This is a genomic window from Siccirubricoccus phaeus, assembly GCF_008360935.1.
Lineage (GTDB): Bacteria > Pseudomonadota > Alphaproteobacteria > Acetobacterales > Acetobacteraceae > Siccirubricoccus > Siccirubricoccus phaeus.
Genome location: NZ_SRXO01000001.1, coordinates 393,996 through 411,658 on the forward strand (window position 1 = coordinate 393,996; position 17,663 = coordinate 411,658).

Annotated in this window: 15 protein-coding genes; 8 read left to right on the forward strand and 7 right to left on the reverse strand. The window is 73.3% G+C overall.

Going from position 1 to position 17,663, the window contains the following annotated elements:
- Entirely contained in the window at window positions 1–1,086 is a 1,086-nt protein-coding gene (locus tag E5N76_RS01715; protein WP_149535569.1) for an ADP-ribosylglycohydrolase family protein, read from the forward strand.
- A 269-nt stretch (window positions 1,087–1,355) separates the two neighbouring features.
- Here the strand turns inward: E5N76_RS01715 and E5N76_RS01720 are convergent, their stop codons facing one another.
- The gene (locus tag E5N76_RS01720; RefSeq protein WP_149535570.1) at window positions 1,356–2,045 is read right to left on the reverse strand and encodes a DUF3047 domain-containing protein; all 690 of its coding nucleotides are present in this window, start codon (window positions 2,043–2,045) and stop codon (window positions 1,356–1,358) included.
- A gap of 49 nt (window positions 2,046–2,094) precedes the next feature.
- On the opposite strand from E5N76_RS01720, the gene E5N76_RS01725 reads away from it, so the two are divergent.
- Together E5N76_RS01725 and E5N76_RS01730 are read left to right on the forward strand one after the other, a co-directional pair.
- Complete coding sequence (locus E5N76_RS01725) at window positions 2,095–2,844, forward strand: dienelactone hydrolase family protein (protein WP_149535571.1); 750 nt, start codon at window positions 2,095–2,097, stop codon at window positions 2,842–2,844.
- A gap of 174 nt (window positions 2,845–3,018) precedes the next feature.
- Window positions 3,019–3,822, forward strand: coding sequence for an enoyl-CoA hydratase/isomerase family protein (locus E5N76_RS01730; protein WP_187829909.1), 804 nt, complete (start codon window positions 3,019–3,021; stop codon window positions 3,820–3,822).
- Window positions 3,823–3,938: 116 nt separating this feature from the next.
- On the opposite strand, the gene E5N76_RS01735 is transcribed toward E5N76_RS01730, so the two are convergent.
- Both E5N76_RS01735 and E5N76_RS01740 read right to left on the reverse strand, forming a co-directional pair.
- Window positions 3,939–5,129 carry an FAD-dependent oxidoreductase gene (locus E5N76_RS01735; RefSeq protein ID WP_187829910.1) on the reverse strand — a complete coding sequence of 397 codons (1,191 nt, stop codon included), beginning with the start codon at window positions 5,127–5,129 and terminating at the stop codon, window positions 3,939–3,941.
- Window positions 5,130–5,586: 457 nt separating this feature from the next.
- Window positions 5,587–6,372 (reverse strand): tetratricopeptide repeat protein, encoded by a 786-nt coding sequence (locus E5N76_RS01740; RefSeq protein WP_235907533.1) that lies wholly within the window; start codon window positions 6,370–6,372, stop codon window positions 5,587–5,589.
- 90 nt (window positions 6,373–6,462) lie between these two features.
- Here E5N76_RS01740 and E5N76_RS01745 point away from each other — a divergent pair, with 90 nt between their 5' ends.
- A complete protein-coding gene (locus E5N76_RS01745; protein ID WP_149535575.1) occupies window positions 6,463–7,353 on the forward strand; it encodes a Rossmann-fold NAD(P)-binding domain-containing protein in 891 nt (296 codons plus the stop codon).
- Between the two features lie 286 nt (window positions 7,354–7,639).
- Here the strand turns inward: E5N76_RS01745 and E5N76_RS01750 are convergent, their stop codons facing one another.
- Window positions 7,640–8,437: an alpha/beta hydrolase gene (locus tag E5N76_RS01750; protein ID WP_149535576.1), complete on the reverse strand. Its 798-nt coding sequence runs from the start codon at window positions 8,435–8,437 to the stop codon at window positions 7,640–7,642.
- Between the two features lie 58 nt (window positions 8,438–8,495).
- Complete coding sequence (locus tag E5N76_RS01755; RefSeq protein ID WP_149535577.1) at window positions 8,496–9,713, reverse strand: fumarylacetoacetate hydrolase family protein; 1,218 nt, start codon at window positions 9,711–9,713, stop codon at window positions 8,496–8,498.
- A gap of 173 nt (window positions 9,714–9,886) precedes the next feature.
- Here E5N76_RS01755 and E5N76_RS01760 point away from each other — a divergent pair, with 173 nt between their 5' ends.
- The 4 genes from E5N76_RS01760 (at window position 9,887) to E5N76_RS01775 (ending at window position 14,271) form a co-directional block, all read left to right on the forward strand.
- The gene (locus E5N76_RS01760; RefSeq protein WP_149535578.1) at window positions 9,887–10,597 is read left to right on the forward strand and encodes a DUF2243 domain-containing protein; all 711 of its coding nucleotides are present in this window, start codon (window positions 9,887–9,889) and stop codon (window positions 10,595–10,597) included.
- Between the two features lie 317 nt (window positions 10,598–10,914).
- Entirely contained in the window at window positions 10,915–11,967 is a 1,053-nt protein-coding gene (locus E5N76_RS01765; protein WP_149535579.1) for an Ldh family oxidoreductase, read from the forward strand.
- Window positions 11,964–13,073 (forward strand): glycosyltransferase family 4 protein, encoded by a 1,110-nt coding sequence (locus tag E5N76_RS01770; RefSeq protein ID WP_149535580.1) that lies wholly within the window; start codon window positions 11,964–11,966, stop codon window positions 13,071–13,073. Before E5N76_RS01765 ends, E5N76_RS01770 begins: the two co-directional genes overlap by 4 nt.
- Window positions 13,074–13,356: 283 nt before the next feature.
- Entirely contained in the window at window positions 13,357–14,271 is a 915-nt protein-coding gene (locus tag E5N76_RS01775) for a glycosyltransferase family 9 protein (RefSeq protein ID WP_149535581.1), read from the forward strand.
- Between the two features lie 360 nt (window positions 14,272–14,631).
- On the opposite strand, the gene E5N76_RS01780 is transcribed toward E5N76_RS01775, so the two are convergent.
- Both E5N76_RS01780 and E5N76_RS01785 read right to left on the reverse strand, forming a co-directional pair.
- Window positions 14,632–15,915 carry an O-antigen ligase family protein gene (locus E5N76_RS01780; RefSeq protein WP_149535582.1) on the reverse strand — a complete coding sequence of 428 codons (1,284 nt, stop codon included), beginning with the start codon at window positions 15,913–15,915 and terminating at the stop codon, window positions 14,632–14,634.
- Window positions 15,916–15,968: 53 nt separating this feature from the next.
- Window positions 15,969–17,363: an aspartate aminotransferase family protein gene (locus tag E5N76_RS01785; RefSeq protein ID WP_149535583.1), complete on the reverse strand. Its 1,395-nt coding sequence runs from the start codon at window positions 17,361–17,363 to the stop codon at window positions 15,969–15,971.
- Window positions 17,364–17,663: the final 300 nt, after the last annotated feature.

Consider the following 17,663-nt stretch of genomic DNA (forward strand, 5'->3'; position numbering starts at 1 on the left):
ATGAGCGACGCGCCCGAGGACGATTTCCGGCTCGTCGCCGCCAAGCTCGCAGCCTATGCGCATCTGCTGCCGCGGGTCTCGCCCCGGCTGCAGGCGAAGATGGACAGCGCCAATCCCGGCCCGGTGCTGCCGCCGCCGGAGGCAGCGGTGGCGCCGGCGCTGCCCGGGCCGGACTGGCCCGCGCCGGACGAGGACGCCGCGCGCGACCGGGCGCTGGGCTGCCTGCTGGGGCTGGCGGTGGGCGATGCGGTGGGCACCACGCTGGAATTCACCGCCCGCGACAGCCAGCCGCCGCTGACGGACATGGTCGGCGGCGGCCCCTTCGCCCTCGCACCGGGCGAGTGGACGGACGACACCACCATGGCGCTCTGCCTGGCGGAATCGCTGCTGGCCGAGGGCGAGCTGGACCAGGAAGACCTGATGGCCCGCTTCCGCCGCTGGCTGGAGCGGGGCGAGAACACGGTGAAGGGGCATTGCTTCGACATCGGCATCACCACCCGCGCGGCGATCGAGCGCTACATCGCCGGCAGCGACCCGGCGGCGGGCAGCTACGCGCCCGAGGCGGCGGGGAATGGCTCCCTGGTGCGGCTGGCGCCGCTGGCGATCTTCCGCCGTGGCGACCGCCGGCTGGCGGAGCAGGAGGCGGTGAAGCAATCCCGCACCACCCATGCGGCGCCGGAGGTGCTGGATGCCTGCAAGCTCTTCACCTCCATGCTGATCGACGCGCTGACCGGCGCCGACAGATACGGCGCCACGCGGCAGCGGGTGATGGCGCTTTCGCCCAAGGTGCTGTTCATCTCGGCCGGCGAGTACAAGGCGAAGCCGCGGGCGGCGATCCGCGCCACCGGCTATGTGGTGCACACGCTGGAAGCGGCGCTGTGGGCGGTATGGGAGACGGAGAATTTCCGCGACGCGGTGCTGCTGGCGGCGAATCTCGGCGAGGATGCGGACAGCGTGGCGGCGGTGGCGGGGCAATTGGCCGGGGCGCTGTACGGCGCCTCGGGCATTCCGGCGACGTGGCGCGCCAAGCTGGCCCAGGGCGAGCGCATCGCCGCCCTGGCCGAGGCGCTGTTCGAGAAGGGGTAACCCCCTCTTTCCCTCCCGCCAGCGGGGGAGGGAGGCCACCATCTTCCCGTTCTCTCCGCCCGCGCCCTGGAGCGTGATCGGTTGAGGTCGAATCGACCGAAACCGTGAATCACACGACCGAACAATGGGCTAGAGCGGGGGTGAGCGCAGCTCAACCGATCCCGCGCTAGAGCAGATCGCCGGAGGGCGGCATCGCCCGGAGGCGTGAATCTGCTCTACAATCCATAAGCTAGAGCGGTTTCGCGCTGCATAGTCAGCGTGAAGCCGCTCTAACGGCACGGCCCGAAACGGATCGCCTCGACGCGCGCCTCCACCCGGCTTCCCGTATCATCCGCATCCGTGCCGATGACGAGTTCCTGCAGCATCGGCGGCTCGCCGCCGAAGCTCGCGCGCCACAGCGCCGCCAGATCCACCCTTTCCTCGAACCAGCGGCCGCGCGGCGTATCGGCGGGACGCAGCACCCGCACCTGGCCAAGCCCCGCCATATAGGGGCTGGGGAAGGGCGAGGGCTCCCGTCCCGTGCCGCCCCAGACGAAGATCAGCACGCTGCGCGGCAAGGGGTGGCCGCCCGCCGCCGCCTGGGCGAGGGCGTGCTGGCTGCGCTGCCACAAGGTGGCATGCGGCGGCCAGCCGGCGAAGCCGACGCCGACGGACAGCGCCCGGTCATCCCCGCCGCGCCGGGTGAGGTCGGTCGGCGGCGGGCCGTGCTCCACCCGCCAGCGCCAGCTCAGGCATTCCGCCCGCCCCGGCACCCGGCGCCAGATGAAGCTGCCCTGGCCGAGCGCTTCCACCAGCACTCCGCCTTCCGGCAGCGGGCGGAATTGCGCCGATGCCATGCCGTGCCATGCCGCATGGTGCCAGCCCGCGGCTTCCAGCGGCGTCGGCGGCTGCGCGGTGCCGGCGCCTGCAACCAGGCCAGCGGCGATTGTCACGGCGAGGGGCGTGGCAAGCTGGCGCATGGGTGGTTAGATGCGAACGCAGACGCCCAAGGCAAGGAGGGGAATCGCCATGGCCGAGATCATGATCAGCGCGAGTGACGGCAGCGGCAGCTTCGCGGCCTATCTGGCGACGCCGAAGACGAAGCCCGCCGGGGCGGTCGCGCCAGGGGCGCGCGGGGCGGTCGCGCCGGAGGCGCGCGGGGCTGTCGTGATGATCCAGGAAATCTTCGGCGTGAACGCCAATATGCGCGCGCTGAGCGAGTGGGTGGCCGATATGGGCTTCATCGCTCTGAGCCCGGATCTGTTCTGGCGGCAGGAAGCCGGCGTGCAGCTCGACCCCGATGCCGGGCAGGACCAGTGGGACAAGGCCTTCGCGCTGATGAACGGCATGAACCAGGACAAGGCCATCGAGGACATCGCGGCCACCATCGCCACGGCGCGCGGGCTGGAAGGGGCGAATGGCAAGGTGGCGACGATGGGCTTCTGCCTGGGTGGGCGGCTGGTGTTCATGGCCGCGGCGCGCACGGATGCGGATGCGCATGTCAGCTATTACGGCGTCGGGCTGGAAGGGCTGCTGGGCGAGGCGGGCAGCATCAAGGCGCCGACCATCCTGCACATCGCGGAGAAGGACAAATTCGTCCCGCCCGAGGCGCAGGCGAAGATCCTGGAGGGGCTGAAGGGGCACAAGCAGGTGACGGCCTATGTCTATCCGGGCGTGGACCACGCCTTCGCGCGGCTGGGCGGGCATGCCTGGGATGCGCGGGCGGCGACGATCGCCAATGGGCGGACGGCGGAGCTGCTGGCCAAGGTGCTGGGCTGACATCGAGGGGAGCTCCGCTCCCCTCGAGCTCCCCTCGCCGAAGGCCGAAGGGCCTTTGGAAACCATGAGTTTTGCATCTCGAAGGGCCTTTTGGCCCTTTGCGGGGTTGGACGCACTGCGTCCAACGTTTGGGGAAGGGCAGAGCCCTTCCTCAAGCCTATGGAGGAAGAGCGAATGGCCGATCACGACCCGCTGCTGGTCACGCGCGAAGGCCCGGTGGTGCGCGCCACCATGAACCGCCCGGAGCGGCGCAACGCGCTGAGCACGGCGATGGGCGCGGCCTGGGATGCGTTGCTGACGGAGCTGGCGGCCGACACCACCGCCCGCGTGCTGGTCATCGGCGGTGCCGGCGGGCATTTCTGCGCCGGCCTGGACCTGACGGAGGTGGCGAGCGACGAGACACCGGAGCAGAAGCTGGCGCGGCAGACCGTGCGCAACCGCCGCACCGGCCAGCGCTTCCTGGACATCTCCATGCTGCCCCAGGTGGTGATCGCGGCGGTGGAGGGGAGCTGCCATGCCGGGGGCTTAGGCTTCTGCTGCTCCGCCGATATCGCCTTCGCCACCGCCACGGCGCGCTTCGCGGCGCCGGAGGTGCGGCGTGGCCTGGTGCCGGCGCAGATCCTGCCCTGGCTGGCCCGCCGCGCCGGCCGCGCGGCGGTGACGCGGCTGGTGCTGGAAGCGGCGGTGATCGACGCGGCGGAGGCCGGGCGGATCGGGCTGGTGCACCAGGTGGTGCCGGACGCGGCGGCGCTGGAGGCGCAGGTGCAGGCCAGCATCGCCGCGGTGCTGGAAGGCGCGCCGATGGCGCTGGCCGAGACCAAGGGGCTGCTCGCCGCGCTCGGCCCGGTCTCGCCGGAGGGCTATGCCGAGGCGGGCGCCGCCAGCTTTGCCCGCACCGCCTCCAGCCCCGAGGCGGCGGAGGGCATCGCCGCCTTCAAGGCGAAGCGCAAGCCGAGCTGGTCGCCGGGCGCGCGGTAGCCGCCCGCGCCGCCTGCTGCCCTGCCGCGGCCTCGCCGTGGCAGGCTGTGCGATGCCCGGGGAAAAGAGCGACTCCCCGGGGCCCCGGCGGGGCTGCGCAGCAGCTTCGTGGGGATCTACTGGATCTCCGCCGCCCGCCGCAGGCTGCCGAGCATCGAGATCTGCGTCAGATAGGCATGCGCCTTGGCCTTGTCTGCCGCCGCCTCCGCCATGCGGCGGCGGAAATCGGCCTGGGCCTCCGGCGTCGCCGCTTCCAGATTCTGCTTGTTGGCGATGGTCTGGCGCTGGACGTGCTCCACCGTCACGCCACGGCGCTGGCGGTCGTAGCGGTCCAGCAGCGCCGCATCGGCGCCGTGCAGCATCACCTGGCCGAGCTTCTCCGCCAGGTTCACCGCATCATGCACGCCCCCGTTCAGCCCCATGCCGCCGAGCGGGTTGTTGATATGCGCAGCATCGCCGGCCAGCAGGATGCGGCCTTTGCGGAAACTCTCCGCCACGCGCTGGTGCACGCGATACAGCGTCCGGTGGCGGATCTCGAAGCGGTCCGGCCCCACGCCGATGCGGGCCATGCGGGCGGCGGCGAAAGCGTCGGAGGCGATCTCTTCCTCGCTGACCTCCGGCTTCACCGGGAACATGGCGCGCCACAGGCCGGGAACGCGCAGCAGGAAGAACCACTCCTCCGGATCGGCATAGTAAGAGACATCGGCGAGGCCGGGGATGGCGTCGGCGAATTCGTAGGGCGTGGAGAGCACCAGAAAGCGCTCCGGCCAGGTGAAGCCCTGGAAATCGATGCCGGCGGCGCGACGCACCGCGCTATGCGCGCCATCGGCGCCGATCAGCCAGCTCCCCTCCACCGCCTCGCCATTCGAAAGCGTCACACGCACACGGTCGCCGAGATCCTCCGCCCCTTCCACCGCGGCGCCGAGGCGGAGCGTGAAGCCCGGCTGGCCCGCCAGCAGCCGGGCCAGGATGCGCACCAGCTTGTACTGCTCCACCTGCACCCGGAAGGGGTGGCGGGTGAGGTCGGCGATGTCGGTGAAGTCGAACGCCGCGATCAGGGAGTGGTCGCGGTTGCGGTACTGCACATGCGGCGCGACCAGCCCCTCGGCGATCATCGGCTGCGCCGCGCCTAGCTCGTCGAGCATGTCGAGCGTCGGGGCGTGGAAGGTGGAGGCGCGCAGCTCGTCCGGCAGCGCGCCCTCCGCTTCCAGCACCACGACGGGAATGCCCTGGCGGTGCAGCGCGGCGGCGGCAACCAGGCCCACCGGCCCGGCGCCGGCAATGAGGACGGGGAGCGAAGCGGGCATGGGACACGGGTCCGGCATTGTGGCGGCGCAGCATAGGGCGGCGGCGCGTCGCGCGGCCATAGGCGGTTCCCTGCCGGGGAGCAGTAGGCGGGGGTGCACCATGCCGGCCGTCCCCGCCCAGCCTCCCCGCCAGCGGGGGAGGGAGCGCGGCACGCCGTCGCATCCGGGCGTGGCTTGCGCGCTCGCCAGCGTCGGGCGCACCGCAAGCCAGGGCCCTGGTGCCGATCGCACCTCAAGGGCGAAGCCGCGCATCGTGCGGCGGCACCGAGCGCCACATCGCATTCCGCCCCCTGTCGTCTCGACGAAGCCGCGCATCGTGCGATAGCACCCTTCGGCGTCACACGCGGTGCCGTCGCGCGGCATCCCTGGCCTGCACCGGCACCGTGGCTTGCGGGAGGAGCGTCTGCGACGCCGTGGAAGATGCCTGGACGCGCCTCCGCCGGCGCGGTCGGTCGGGCTAGCGCCGCTGCGGCCCGGCCTCGTTCAGCGCCAGGTTCTGCAGGGCCAGATCGGCCGTCGCGCTGTCCGGGGCCAGGCTCACCGCCTTCTCCCAATCCTCCCGCGCCCCGGCCACATCGCCCTTGAGCTGGCGGATGATGCCGCGTTCCAGCAGCGCCTCGGCATTGGCCGGGGCCAGGGTCAGAGCGCGGTCCACATCGCTGGCCGCCTGGTCCACCCGGTCCAGCCGCCGCTGCGCCGCGGCGCGGAACACCCAGGCCTCGGCCCTTCCCGGCGCCAGGGCGATCACCCGGTCCACATCCTCCAGCGCCTCGGCGTAGCGGCCGAGCGTGCCCAGCGCCACGGCGCGGTCCAGCAGCAGGTCCACGTCGCTCGGCGCCAGGGTCAGCCCCATGGTGGCGGCGGCGAAGGCGCGGCCGGCCTCGCCCGCCAGCATCCAGGCCTGCACCGCCTGGGCGAACACCGCGGCCCGCGCGCCGCTGCCGGCCCGGGCGGTACGGGCCAGCCCCTCCAGCCGCTCCGCCGCCCGCGGCGCCTCGCCCATGCCCAGCAGGGCCAGCGCGGCGCAATGCCGGGCGCCATCGCCGCCGCCATTGGCCTCCCAGGCCTCGGCATTGCTCAGGGCTTCTTCGGGGTCGGTGCGCAGCAGGCCGAGGCAGCGCTCATATTCCGGCCCCTGGGCCAGGCGCGGCAGTTCCGGCGGCACGGGGGAGGCCTCATCCGCCGCCTCGGCCGTCGGCCCGCGCCCCAGCAGGAAGGTGGCGCCGGAGGCAAGGGCCAGCAAGGCTGCCAAGGCAGCGCCCAGTAGGACAGGACGAGGTGGAGTCACGCCGGCACTCTAGCCTTCGGTCCAGAGGGATGCCAGATCGGGCAGATGACGAAAAAGTTTGCAGCGGAAACAGGCAGGTTGCTGATCGCCGGGCTGGGCTATAGCGGCCTCGCCGTGGCGCGGCAGGCCGTGGCGGCGGGCTGGCAGGTGGCCGGCACGGTGCGGCAGCCCGGCGTGGCGCCGCCACCCGAGGGCGTCACCCTGCTGCCCTTCGCCGCGGCTGGCCCGGCGATTCGCGCCGCCACCCATCTGCTGGTCACCGCCGCGCCGGGGGAGGCGGGCGACCCGGTCCTCGCCGCCCATGCGGCGGCGATCCGCGCCGCGCCCAGGCTGCGCTGGATTGGCTATCTCTCCACCACCGGCGTCTATGGCGACCGCGGCGGCGCCGTGGTGGACGAGGCGACGCCGCCCGCCCCGGGCCAGGCGCGCAGCCAGCGCCGCCTGGCGGCGGAGGAGGCCTGGCGGGCGGCGGCCGCGGGCAGGGCGCTGGATCTCTTCCGCACCGGCGGCATCTACGGCCCCGGCCGCAGCGTGCTGGACGATCTCCGCGCCGGCACCGTCCGGCAGATCGTGAAGCCCGGCCATGCATTCGGCCGCATCCATCGGGACGATATCGCGCTGGCCGTGCTGGCCGCGCTGCGCCAGGCGGTGCCGCCCGGCGTGCGGGTGCTGCACCTGGTGGATGACGCGCCGGCGGAAAGCGCCGAGGTGATGGCAGGCGCCGCCGCGCTGCTCGGCCTGGCGCCACCGCCGGCTATCCGCTTCGCGGATGCGCTCGCCACCATGTCTCCCATGGCGCGCAGCTTCTGGGCGGAGAATCGGCGGGTGACCAATGGCGCCACCAAGGCGGCGCTTGGCATCGCCTGGCGCTACCCGAGCTGGCGGGAGGGGCTGCGGGCCGTCCTCGCCGAGGAAGGCGGCGGGGCGCCGGCGTAGCAGCGCCACGTGAGCAATGCCGCCGCCGGAGCGACGCCCGCCTTGCTCGTTGCCATCCGAGCCGGCGGGAGGGGCCAAGCGTCGTCCCTGCCGAAGCTCCGGCGCAGCAGCGCCGCGGGAGCAATGCCGCCGCCGGAGCGGCGCCCGCCTTGCCCGATGCCCTCCGAGCCGGCGGGAGGGGCCAAGCGCCGTCCCTGCTGAAGCTCCGGCGCAGCGCCGCGCGAGCAATGCCGCCGCCGGAGGGGCGCCCGCCTTGCCCGGTGCCCTCCGAGCCGGCGGGGAGCGGCTAAGCGTCCTCCCCGCCGAGGAGCGCGGCAAGGGTCCGCCGCAGCAGCGCCAGGTCTTGCGGGCGGGAGAGGCGGTGGTCGCCATCCTTCACCAGCGTCACCTGCGCATCGGCGGTGGTCACCCGGGCAGCGATTTCCAGCGCGAGCTGCCAGGGCACATCCGGATCCTGCTGGCCATGCAGCAGCCGGACCGGCGCCGCGATGGGGATGGGCCCGCCGAGCAGCAGGTGGCTCCGTCCTTCCTCCAGCAGCCGCCGCGTGATGGGGTAGGGGTCGCCATAGGCGCTGGGCCGCCGCCACATCCCCGTGGCGGCCATCTCCGCCCGCGCCGCCTCGGACAGCCCCGCCTCGATGCGGGTGACGAAATCCGGCGCGGCAGCGATGCCGATGAGGCCGGCCACCGGCACCAGCCCGCGCGAGGCCAGCAGCAACGCCATCCAGCCGCCCATGGAGGAGCCGACGAGGATCTGCGGGCCTTCGCTTTGCGCCGCGATCACCGCCGCCGCATCGGCCAGCCAGGTGCCGATGGTGCCGTCCTCGAAGCGTCCGCCGCTCGCCCCATGGCCGGAGTAGTCGAAGCGGAGGAAGGCGCGGCCCCGGGCGGCGCACCAATCCGCCAGCTCGGTGGCCTTGCTGCCCTGCATGTCGCTGTTGAAGCCGGGCAGGAATACCACCCCCGGCGCCTGCCCGGGCAGCCGGCGCCAGGCCAGGTCCACGCCCTCCCGCCGGACAACGCCGCTCTCCTCCCTCCCGCGCTCCGCAGGGAAGGGCTGGGCCGGGGGTGCGCCCGCGCTCATCTCCGCGGCAGCTCCGGCGAGGCCCATGGACCGCGCGGGGCCTGGGATGCGCCCAGGCTCATGTCCGCGGCAGCCCCCGCCGCGCCAGGCTGGCGAACAGCGCGCCGGTGCCGAAATCCCAGGGCGGGCAGGCATCCGTCCGGTCCACCTCATTCGCCAGCGCGCCCAGCCGCGCGGCGGCGATGCGCACCACATCCCCCGGCTTGTGGGTGAAGCCCATGCCCGGCGCGCCGCGATCCTTGCTGGGCGAGAAGGGCGTGCCGAGGAACAGCACCGCGCCATCCGGATAATGATGGTGCGGCCCGATCATCTGCGCCACCACCTCGGTCGGATCGCGGCTGATGTCGCCGATGGCGCCGGTTTCCGCCAGGGTGAAGCCATCCGTGCCGGTGATCGAAAGTGCGATCTCCGCCCGGCGCACATCGTCCAGCGAGAATCCGGAATCGAACAGCCGCAGCACCGGGCCAAGGGCGCAGGAGGCGTTGTTGTCCTTCGCCCGGCCGAGCAGCAGGGCGCTCCGCCCCTCGACATCGCGCAGGTTCACGTCATTGCCCAGCATGGCGCCGAGGATGTCTCCGCGCGCATTCACCGCCAGCACGGCTTCGGGCTCCGGGTTGCTCCATTGGCTGTCCGGATGCACGCCGATTTTCGCCCCCGGCCCGACCGAGGCCATGGGCGGGCATTTGGAAAAGATCTCGGCATCCGGGCCGATGCCGACTTCCAGGTACTGGCTCCACCAGCCCTTCGCCACCAGCGCGGATTTCAGCCGCATCGCCTCGGCGCTGCCCGGCTTCACCGCGGAGAGGTCCTCGCCCCCGGCAGCGCTGCCGCCACCAGCCCCGGCGGCGTTGCCGCCACCAGAAAGAATGCCGCGCACCTCCGCCCGCACCTGCTCGGCTCGCGCCGCATCGCCGCGGCAGCGCTCCTCGATGACGCGCTCCAGCATGGAGCGGACATAGGTGACGCCGCAGGCCTTCACCGCCTGCAGATCGATCGGCGCCAGCAGCCAGGGTTTCGCGGGGTTGCAGGCGCCATGCGCGCTGTTGGCGAGCGCGGCCGGCAGGTCGAAGGCGAGCGGCACGCCCTTGGCGCGGATGGCGGCCACCGGGTCCGGTGCGTTGAACCAAGCGGAAACGGTGCCGAAGGCCGGCGTCATGTCGAAGGCGGCGCCCTGCAGGAAGGCGAGGGCGATCGGTCCCTCCGGCGTCATCGCCCGGGCGGCGAAACTTCCCTGGCGCCAATCCTTGGGCAGCGCATTCGCATCCGGCCGCAGCATTGCCTCTTCCCCCCAATTCGGGCGGGAAGAGTAGCGGGGGGCAGGGGTTTCGCAAACCGCCCCACCGCCTGGCGTGGCCGTGGCGACGGCGCCGCGGGCGAGATAGGCGCGCCGCGGCCGGGCCGGGGTGCCGGCTCCCTGAACTCCGCCGCCGCGCCGGTGTTGCTGCCGCCATGGAGAGGGACAGCATGCGCATGGGCTGGGCCGGGGCGCTGATGGGCTTCGCCTTCGGCGGCTTCCTGGACGGCATCCTGCTGCACCAGATCCTGCAATGGCATCATCTGCTCAGCGGCTGGCGTCCGGGGGGGACCGTGGGGCTGCTGCGCTGGCATGTGCAATGGGATGGCGCCTTCCACGCGGCGCATTACCTAGTGCTGGCCCTTGGCCTTGCCCTGCTCTGGCCGCGGCCAGAGCAGGGCAAGGGGCAGGGAAGGGCGTTCGGCGCCGGTTTCGCCATGGGCTTCGGCGCCTGGCATGTGCTGGATGCGGTGGTGAATCACTGGGCGCTCGGCCTGCATCGCATCCGGCAGGAGGCCGAGCAGCCGATCTGGTGGGATCTGGCCTTTTTCTTCCTCGGCCTTGCCGCCCTGGCGATCGGCCTGCTCTGGCGGCGGCGCGGCCCGGCGCCGCGGCCGGAGGGGCTGGCCATGCTGGTCCTGGCGGCGGGGCTGGGCGCCGCCTGGCCCGCCCCCGGGCCGGCCCTGCTGGCGTTCCAGCTCTCGGATGAGGCGGCGCTTCGCCTGGTCGCCAGTGCCGATGCGACGCCGGTGGCGGTAGAGGGCGGGCTTTGGGTCTTCGCCACGCGGGACCCTGCCGGCCTCGCCCGCCTCGCCGGTGCCAGGCCGCTGTCCGGCGGGCCCGGCGGCTGCCTTTCCCGCATCTGAGCAGCGGCGCGGCCATGTCCCAGCCCTCCCGTCTCCGCCACCCGCCCCCGGCTCTGCCGACGCACTTCTCTTCTTTCCCTCCTGTTTCTCGGTTCGGTTGAAAGGGCCGTTTCTCCGTCCCGGCCGAATTCTTCGGGCGGGTCGCGCACAGCTTCGGTCAGGGCTGGCCGCTTGCGGCCACCGCCGGAGGCGGCGCGGCGGGCGCAGCCCGGAGCGGCCTTGACCGAAGCGAGCACGGCCCGAGGATGGGCTGCCGGGACCGTCTCGCCGCCCATCCCGAGATTGACGCCGCCCCCGCCCCGGGCAAGGAACGCCGCATGCCAGAGCGCTACGCCCCTGCCGCCCTCATCGCCCTTGCCGCCGCGCTGTTCGAGCGTGGGGGGCTGGCCCCGGACCGTGCCGCCGTCGTGGCGGAGACGCTGGTGGAGGGCGATCTCCTGGGCCATGACACCCATGGCCTGGCCTTGCTGGGCCCTTATCTGGACAGCCTGGCCAGCGGCGACATGCGGGCCGCCGGTGAGCCCGAGATTCTCTCCGCCACCCCGGTGGTCGAGACCTGGGATGGCGGCAAGCTGCCCGGCCCCTGGCTGGTGCGCCGCGCCGCCGACCTCGCCAGCGAGCGCGCGGCGGCCTACGGGCTGGCGGCGGTCGCGATCCGCCGCAGCCACCATATCGCCTGCCTGGCCGCCTACCTGCCGCGCGTGGTGGAACGCGGGCAGGTCCTGCTGATCTGGTCCTCCGATCCTGCCACCGCTTCCGTCGCGCCCTGGGGTGGGACGCGGCGGATCATCACCCCCAACCCGGTCGCGGCCGGCTGGCCCGGCGCGGCGGGGCCGGTGATGATCGACGTGTCCATGTCCATCACCACCAATGGCATGACGGCGCGCCGCCGGGCGGAGGGCACAACCTTCCCTTTCGACGCGTTGCTGACCGCAGAGGGCCAGCCCACCGCCGACCCCAACGCCTTCTTCACCGAGCCGGGCGGCACCTTGCTGCCGCTGGGCGGCATGGCGGCGGGGCATAAGGGGTTCGGCCTCGGCCTGCTGGTGGAGGCGCTGACCTCCGGGCTGGCGGGCGGCGGGCGGGTGACGGAACCCACCGGCTGGGGCGCCGCCCTGCTGATCCTGGTGCTGGACCCGGCGCGCTTCGCCGGCGCCGAGGCTTTCCTCGCCGAGTCCGGCTGGATGGCCGAGGTGGTGCGCGGCAACCCGCCCATCCCCGGCGGCCCGGCACCGCGTCTGCCCGGCGCCCGGGCCTGGGCGCGGCGGGCGGAGGCAATGGCCCGGGGCGTGGAACTGCATCCCTCCATCCCGCCGGCGCTCGCTGCCCGCGCCGCTGCCGCCGGCCTGGCCGCCCCGGCGCCGCTTTGAGCCTGACGGTGCTGCAGGTGCTGCCCGCGCTGGTCTCGGGCGGGGTGGAGCGCGGCACGCTGGAGATCGCCGAGGCGGTGGTCGCCGCCGGCGGCCGGGCGCTGGTCGCTTCCGCCGGCGGGCCGCTGGTGGCGGGGCTGGAGGCGCTGGGGGCGCGGCATATGACACTGCCTCTGGCGACGAAGAACCCGGTGCGGATCCTGGCCAATGCCGGGGCGCTGGCGCAGCTGGTGCGGGCGGAGGGGGTGGCGGTCATCCATGCCCGGTCCCGCGCCCCGGCCTGGTCCGCGCTGCTGGCGGCGCGGCGGACGGGGGCGGCGTTCGTCACCACCTATCACGGCACCTACAACGAGGGCTTTCCGGGCAAGCGGCTGTACAATTCCGTCATGGCGCGGGGGGACCGGGTCATCGCCATCAGCCAATTCATCGCGGACCACATCCGCGCCCGGCATGGCGTGGCGGCGGACCGGCTGCGGCTGATCCCCCGCGGGGTCGATCCGCGCGCCTTCAGCCCGGCGGCGGTGACGCCCGAACGCCTCGCCGCGCTGCGCGCCGCCTGGGGCGTGCCGGCGGGGCGCCAGGTGGTGATGCTCCCCGGCCGGCTGACCCGCTGGAAAGGGCAGGGGGTGCTGCTGGAGGCCATGGCGAGGCTGCCGGGCGAGTCCGTGGCGCTGCTGGTGGGGGAGGGGGGGTATCGCGCCGAGCTCGAAGCCCGGATCGCCGCGCTGGGCCTCGGCGAGCGGGTGAAGCTGGTGGGCCATGCCACGGACATGCCCGCGGCGCTGCTGCTGGCCGATGTGGTGGTGCATGCCTCGACCGATGCCGAGGCTTTCGGCCGGACGGTCATCGAGGCCCAGGCCATGGAACGCCCGGTGATCGCCGCCGATCTCGGCGCGCCGCGGGAGACGGTGACGGAAGGCGAGACCGGCTGGCGCGTGCCGGCGGGGGACCCGGCGGCGCTGGCGGCGAGGCTGGCCGCGGTGCTGGCCATGCCGGCGGCGGCGCGCGCCGCGATCGGCGCCCGGGCGCGCGCCGCGGTGCTGGCGCACTACACGACCGCGGCCATGCAGCAGGCGACGCTGGCCGTGTACCGGGAGCTGCTGTGAGCACCGCACCAGGAGCCTGTGCCGCAGGGGTCCCGGCAGCGGATCGGCGGCGGATTTTGCCTCCGGGCCGGGATGCGGGGGCCGCCAGGGCGGAAAAGTTTCGCCGGGACGCGCCGCAGGCCCTTGCGCAACAGGCTCCGACCCTCTCCCCCGCCCCGGGGGGCGGGGCCGGGCTGCGCCGGGTCGCGCATCCCCCCAGCCGGGGCCAGGCGCGCCGGCCACCCCAGGCCGGCATCCCCCCGCAGCCCAACCCTCCGCCGCCGGCGGCGGGGGGAGCAGCCGGATGACCCGCATCCTCGTCATCAAGCTCGCCGCGCTGGGCGATGTGGTGCAGGCCTTCGGGCCCTTCGCCGCCATCCGCGCCCACCACCCGGGCGCCGAGATCACCCTGCTCACCACCCCGCCCTATGCCGCGCTGCTGCGGGGCAGCCCCTGGTTCGACCGCATCTGGGCGGATGGCCGCCCGGCCTGGAGCAACCTGCCCGCCGTGCTCCGCCTGGCCCGCAGGCTGCGCGGCGCCGGCTTCGCCCGGGTCTATGACCTGCAGACCTCCTCCCGCTCCTCCCGCTATCGCTGGTTCGTCGGGCGGCAGGCGGAGTGGTCCGGCATCGCCGGCGGCGCCAGCCACCCGCACGCCAACCCGGCGCGGGACGCGATGCACACCGTGGAACGCCAGCGGGAGCAGTTGGAAATGGCCGGCATCCGGGACTTCCCGGCGCCCGATCTGGAGTGGCTGCAGGCCGACCTCAGCGGCTTTGCCCTGCCGGCGCGGTTCTGCCTGCTGGTCCCCGGCGCCTCGCCCCTCCGCCCCGGCAAGCGCTGGCCGGCGGCGCAATTCGGCGCGCTGGCAGCCGGGCTCGAGCTACCCGCGGTCATCATCGGCGCGGCAGCGGAGGCGCCGCTGGCGGCGACGATCCGGCAAGCGGCGCCCGGTGCCATCGACCTGACGGGCCGCACCAGCTTCGCCGCCATCGGGGCGCTGGCCCGGCGGGCGGAATTCGCGGTGGGGAACGATACCGGACCCAGCCACCTGATCGCCGCCGCCGGCTGCCCGACGCTGACGCTGTTCGGGCCGGACAGCGACCCGGCGCTCTGCGCGCCGCGGGGGCGGGCGGTGGCGGTGCTGCGGCATGCGCCGCTGGCGGGGCTGGACGTGGTGGCGGTGCGGCAGGCGCTGGCGGCGTTGCGGGTGGGGTAGCCGAGGGCTTTGCCCCTTGCTGCCCCGTGGGCACTACCCGGGGAAAAGATCGGGGGCTCTGCCCCCGAACCCCCGCCGGGGCCAGGACCTGGCCCCGGACCCCGGTGCGAGTTTTCAGACCCGAGAGTTCAACCTGCCGACTCAGACCGGAGTGTCCGGGGGGATGGTCACCCCCCGGCGGGAGTGCAGAGGGCGGCGCCCTCTGCTGCAAAGCCCCATCGGTTCGCGCCTATGGGGGCACAGCCCTGACGGAGGGTTAGAGCAGATCGCCGGAGGGCGGCATCGCCCGGAGGCGTGAATCTGCTCTACAATCATAAGCTAGAGCGGTTTCGCGCGCTGCGCAGTCAGCGTGAAACCGCTCTAAGGAGCTCCCTTCCTCATCAGCGCCCCGGCCGCCGCCAGCGCCAGCAATTCCGCCCCCACCCACCATTCCTGCCAGGTGCCGAAGCTCAGCATCCCGGTGACGCTGCCCGCCGCCAGCATCGCCGCCGCCACCGGCGGGGCAGCCGAGCGCGCCGCCGCAACCCCCAGCCACCAGGCCAGCAGCGCCGCCAGCAGCACGCCGGGAATCCCCAGCTCCAGCCGCAATTGCAGCGCGCCGTTATGCGGGTGCAGCGGCAGCAGCTCGGCCCGGTGGATCCAGGTGGCGGCGTGCGACGTAGTCAGGCCGAAGCGTTCCAGCACCTCCGGCGGGGCGCTGTCCCGATGGCCGGGGATGTTGCGGCTCGCCTCCATCCCCCAGCCCAGCAGCGGCTTCTCGGCAATGCGCGTCCCGACAAAATCCCAGATCAGCAGCCGATGCGCCGCGGAGGGCGGCCAGCCCGCCGCCGGGATGCCGTGCGCCAGCACCGGCCCCAGCACATAGGGCGTCAGCAGCAGCACGCCGGCCAGCCCGGCCCCGACCAGCCGCGGCCCCATCCGCGGCGCCACCCAGGCCAAGACGCCTGCCACCGCACCGACCGCCACCGCGATCTTCGCCGATTCCCCCGGCAGCCAGGCCAGCACCGCGCCGCCCGCCAGCAGCCCCACCGCCCGCAGCCAGCGCGGCAGCGGCGCCACCGCCAGCAGCGGCAGCCAGAGGCCCATGGCCGAGGCCGCCGGCTTCAGCCCGAACACCAGCGTCGCCGGCGGCGCCTTCAGCCCGCGGACGAAGCCGCGAATGGCGTGCCCGGTGGCGTAATCCACCCCCGCCGCGGCGATGCCGAGCGCCAGCCCGATACTGGCCGAGAGCAGCAGCCGCTGTCGCGCCGCTTCCTCCTCCGCCGCCAGCGCCCGCGCCGCCGCCGCGCCCAGCGCGACGAAAGCCCCGATCTGCACCGCAGTGAAGGCCGCCAGCCCCGCCACCGGCGCCCAGAGCGCCGTCACCAGCGCCCAGAAGAACAGCCCGAGCGCCGCCGCGGCAGCCACCCCGCCTGGCCAGGGCCAGGCGCCCCGCCGCAGGCGATGCAGCCCCACCGCGCCCAGCAGCCCGAGGAGCGCGATCGGCGCCAACGCCTTGGATTGCAGCACGCCGGCGAGCGGCGCGACGAGCAGCGCCACCCCCAGCGCATCGGCCGGCGCGGCGGGCCGCCACCGCGACCCGCGCCGCGCCGCACCGGGCCGGGCGGCGTTCCCGCCCCCCGCCCCGATATCCTGTCCGGTCACCTGACCCACGCTCTCCGGTGATCCCACCTCAAGCGCTCACGCCCTGGCGCCGCTCAAACCGCCGAAATGCTCTCGCGCCGGACGGTGACGGCGATCTCGTCGATCGACTTCGCCACCCGGTCGAACATCTCGTCCACCTCCGCCTCGGTGATGATGAGGGGCGGGGAGAAGCCGAGCACGTCATTGGTCATGGCGCGCAGGATGACGCCATTCGCCTCGCCGATCTTGGTCAGGCGCGGGCCGACCTTCTTCGCGGGATCGAAATTCTTCTTCGCCGCCTTGTCCTCGACCAGCTCGACGGCGCCGATCAGGCCGGTGCCGCGCACCTCGCCCACCATCGGGTGGTCGGCGAAGCGGGCGCGGAGCTGCGCCTGCATATAGGCGCCCACCTTCTTCACATGCGCGCCGATATCCATCTCGTCATAGATCTTCAGCGTCTCGATCGCGACGGCGGCCGGCACCGGATGGCCGGAATAGGTGAAGCCATGGCCCCAGGTGCCGATGGAGGAGGAGCCCTCCGCTATGCCCTGGAACACCTTCTCGTTCACCATCACGGCGGAGATCGGCAAATAGGAGGCGGAAAGCGCCTTGGCGCAGACCAGGATGTCCGGCTCGATCCCGAAGGTCTGGGTCCCCCAGTAATTGCCGGTGCGCCAGAAGCCGCAGATCACCTCATCCACCACGAAGAGCACGTCGTACTTCTTCAGGACGGCCTGGATCTTCGGGAAGTAGGTCTCGGGCGGCAGGATCACGCCGCCCGCGCCCATGATCGGCTCCGCCCAGAAGGCGGCGACGGTCTCCGGGCCTTCCGCCAGGATCTTCTGCTCCAGCTCCTCGGCGAGGCGGGTGGCGAATTGCTCCTCCGTCTCGCCGGGCTGCGCGTTGTGGTAGTGATGCGGCGTGCCGACATGGTGGAAGCCGGGCAGCGGCAGGTCGAACAGCTTGTGGTTGGCCGGCAGGCCGGTCAGCGAGGCGGCGGCGATGGTGATGCCGTGATAGCCCTTCAGCCGGGCGATGATCTTCTTCTTCTCCGGCCGGCCGATGGCGTTGTTCATGTACCAGATCATCTTGATGGCGCTGTCATTCGCCTCCGATCCGGAATTGGCGAAGAACACCTTGCTCATCGGCACCGGCGCGCGCTCGATCAGCATCTCGGAAAGATCGATCAGCGGCTCATGCGACTTGGCGGTGAAGGAATGGTAGAAGGGCAGCTTGCGCATCTGCGCCGCCGCCGCCTCCACCAGCCGCTCATTGTCGAAGCCGAGGCTGGCGCACCACAGGCCGGCGACGCTTTCGATGTATTCCTTGCCCTGCTCGTCGAAGACGCGCACGCCCTTGCCGCGGCCGATGACCAGCGGGCCGTCCTTCAGATGCGCCTTGTGGTCGGTATAGGGGTGCAGCGCATAGGCGATGTCGCGGGCGACGTTGGAATTGCGGGGCGGGGTCATGGAAGGGCCTTCTTTCCAGTGGGCGTCGCCGGGGAAGGCGCCGCTGCCCCCGTCGCCGGAGCGGCAGGGGGCGGGTCGCCCGGTCAGCGATGGTCGGCGGCCGAAGTGTAAAGCATTTTTTACGCCGGGCGGAAACCATCGCGCCGCGGCCTTTCGCACCGGCAGGAGGGCGCCGTCCCGTGTCCCGCTTGCAGCAGCCATGCCGTTGGGCGGTCCAGGCGGCAGCAGGTGCCGCAGGGCCGGGCCGCGGCCGGCCCCGCCGCATTCCCGGCCGCGCGCAATGGACGCCCCCCGGGCCGC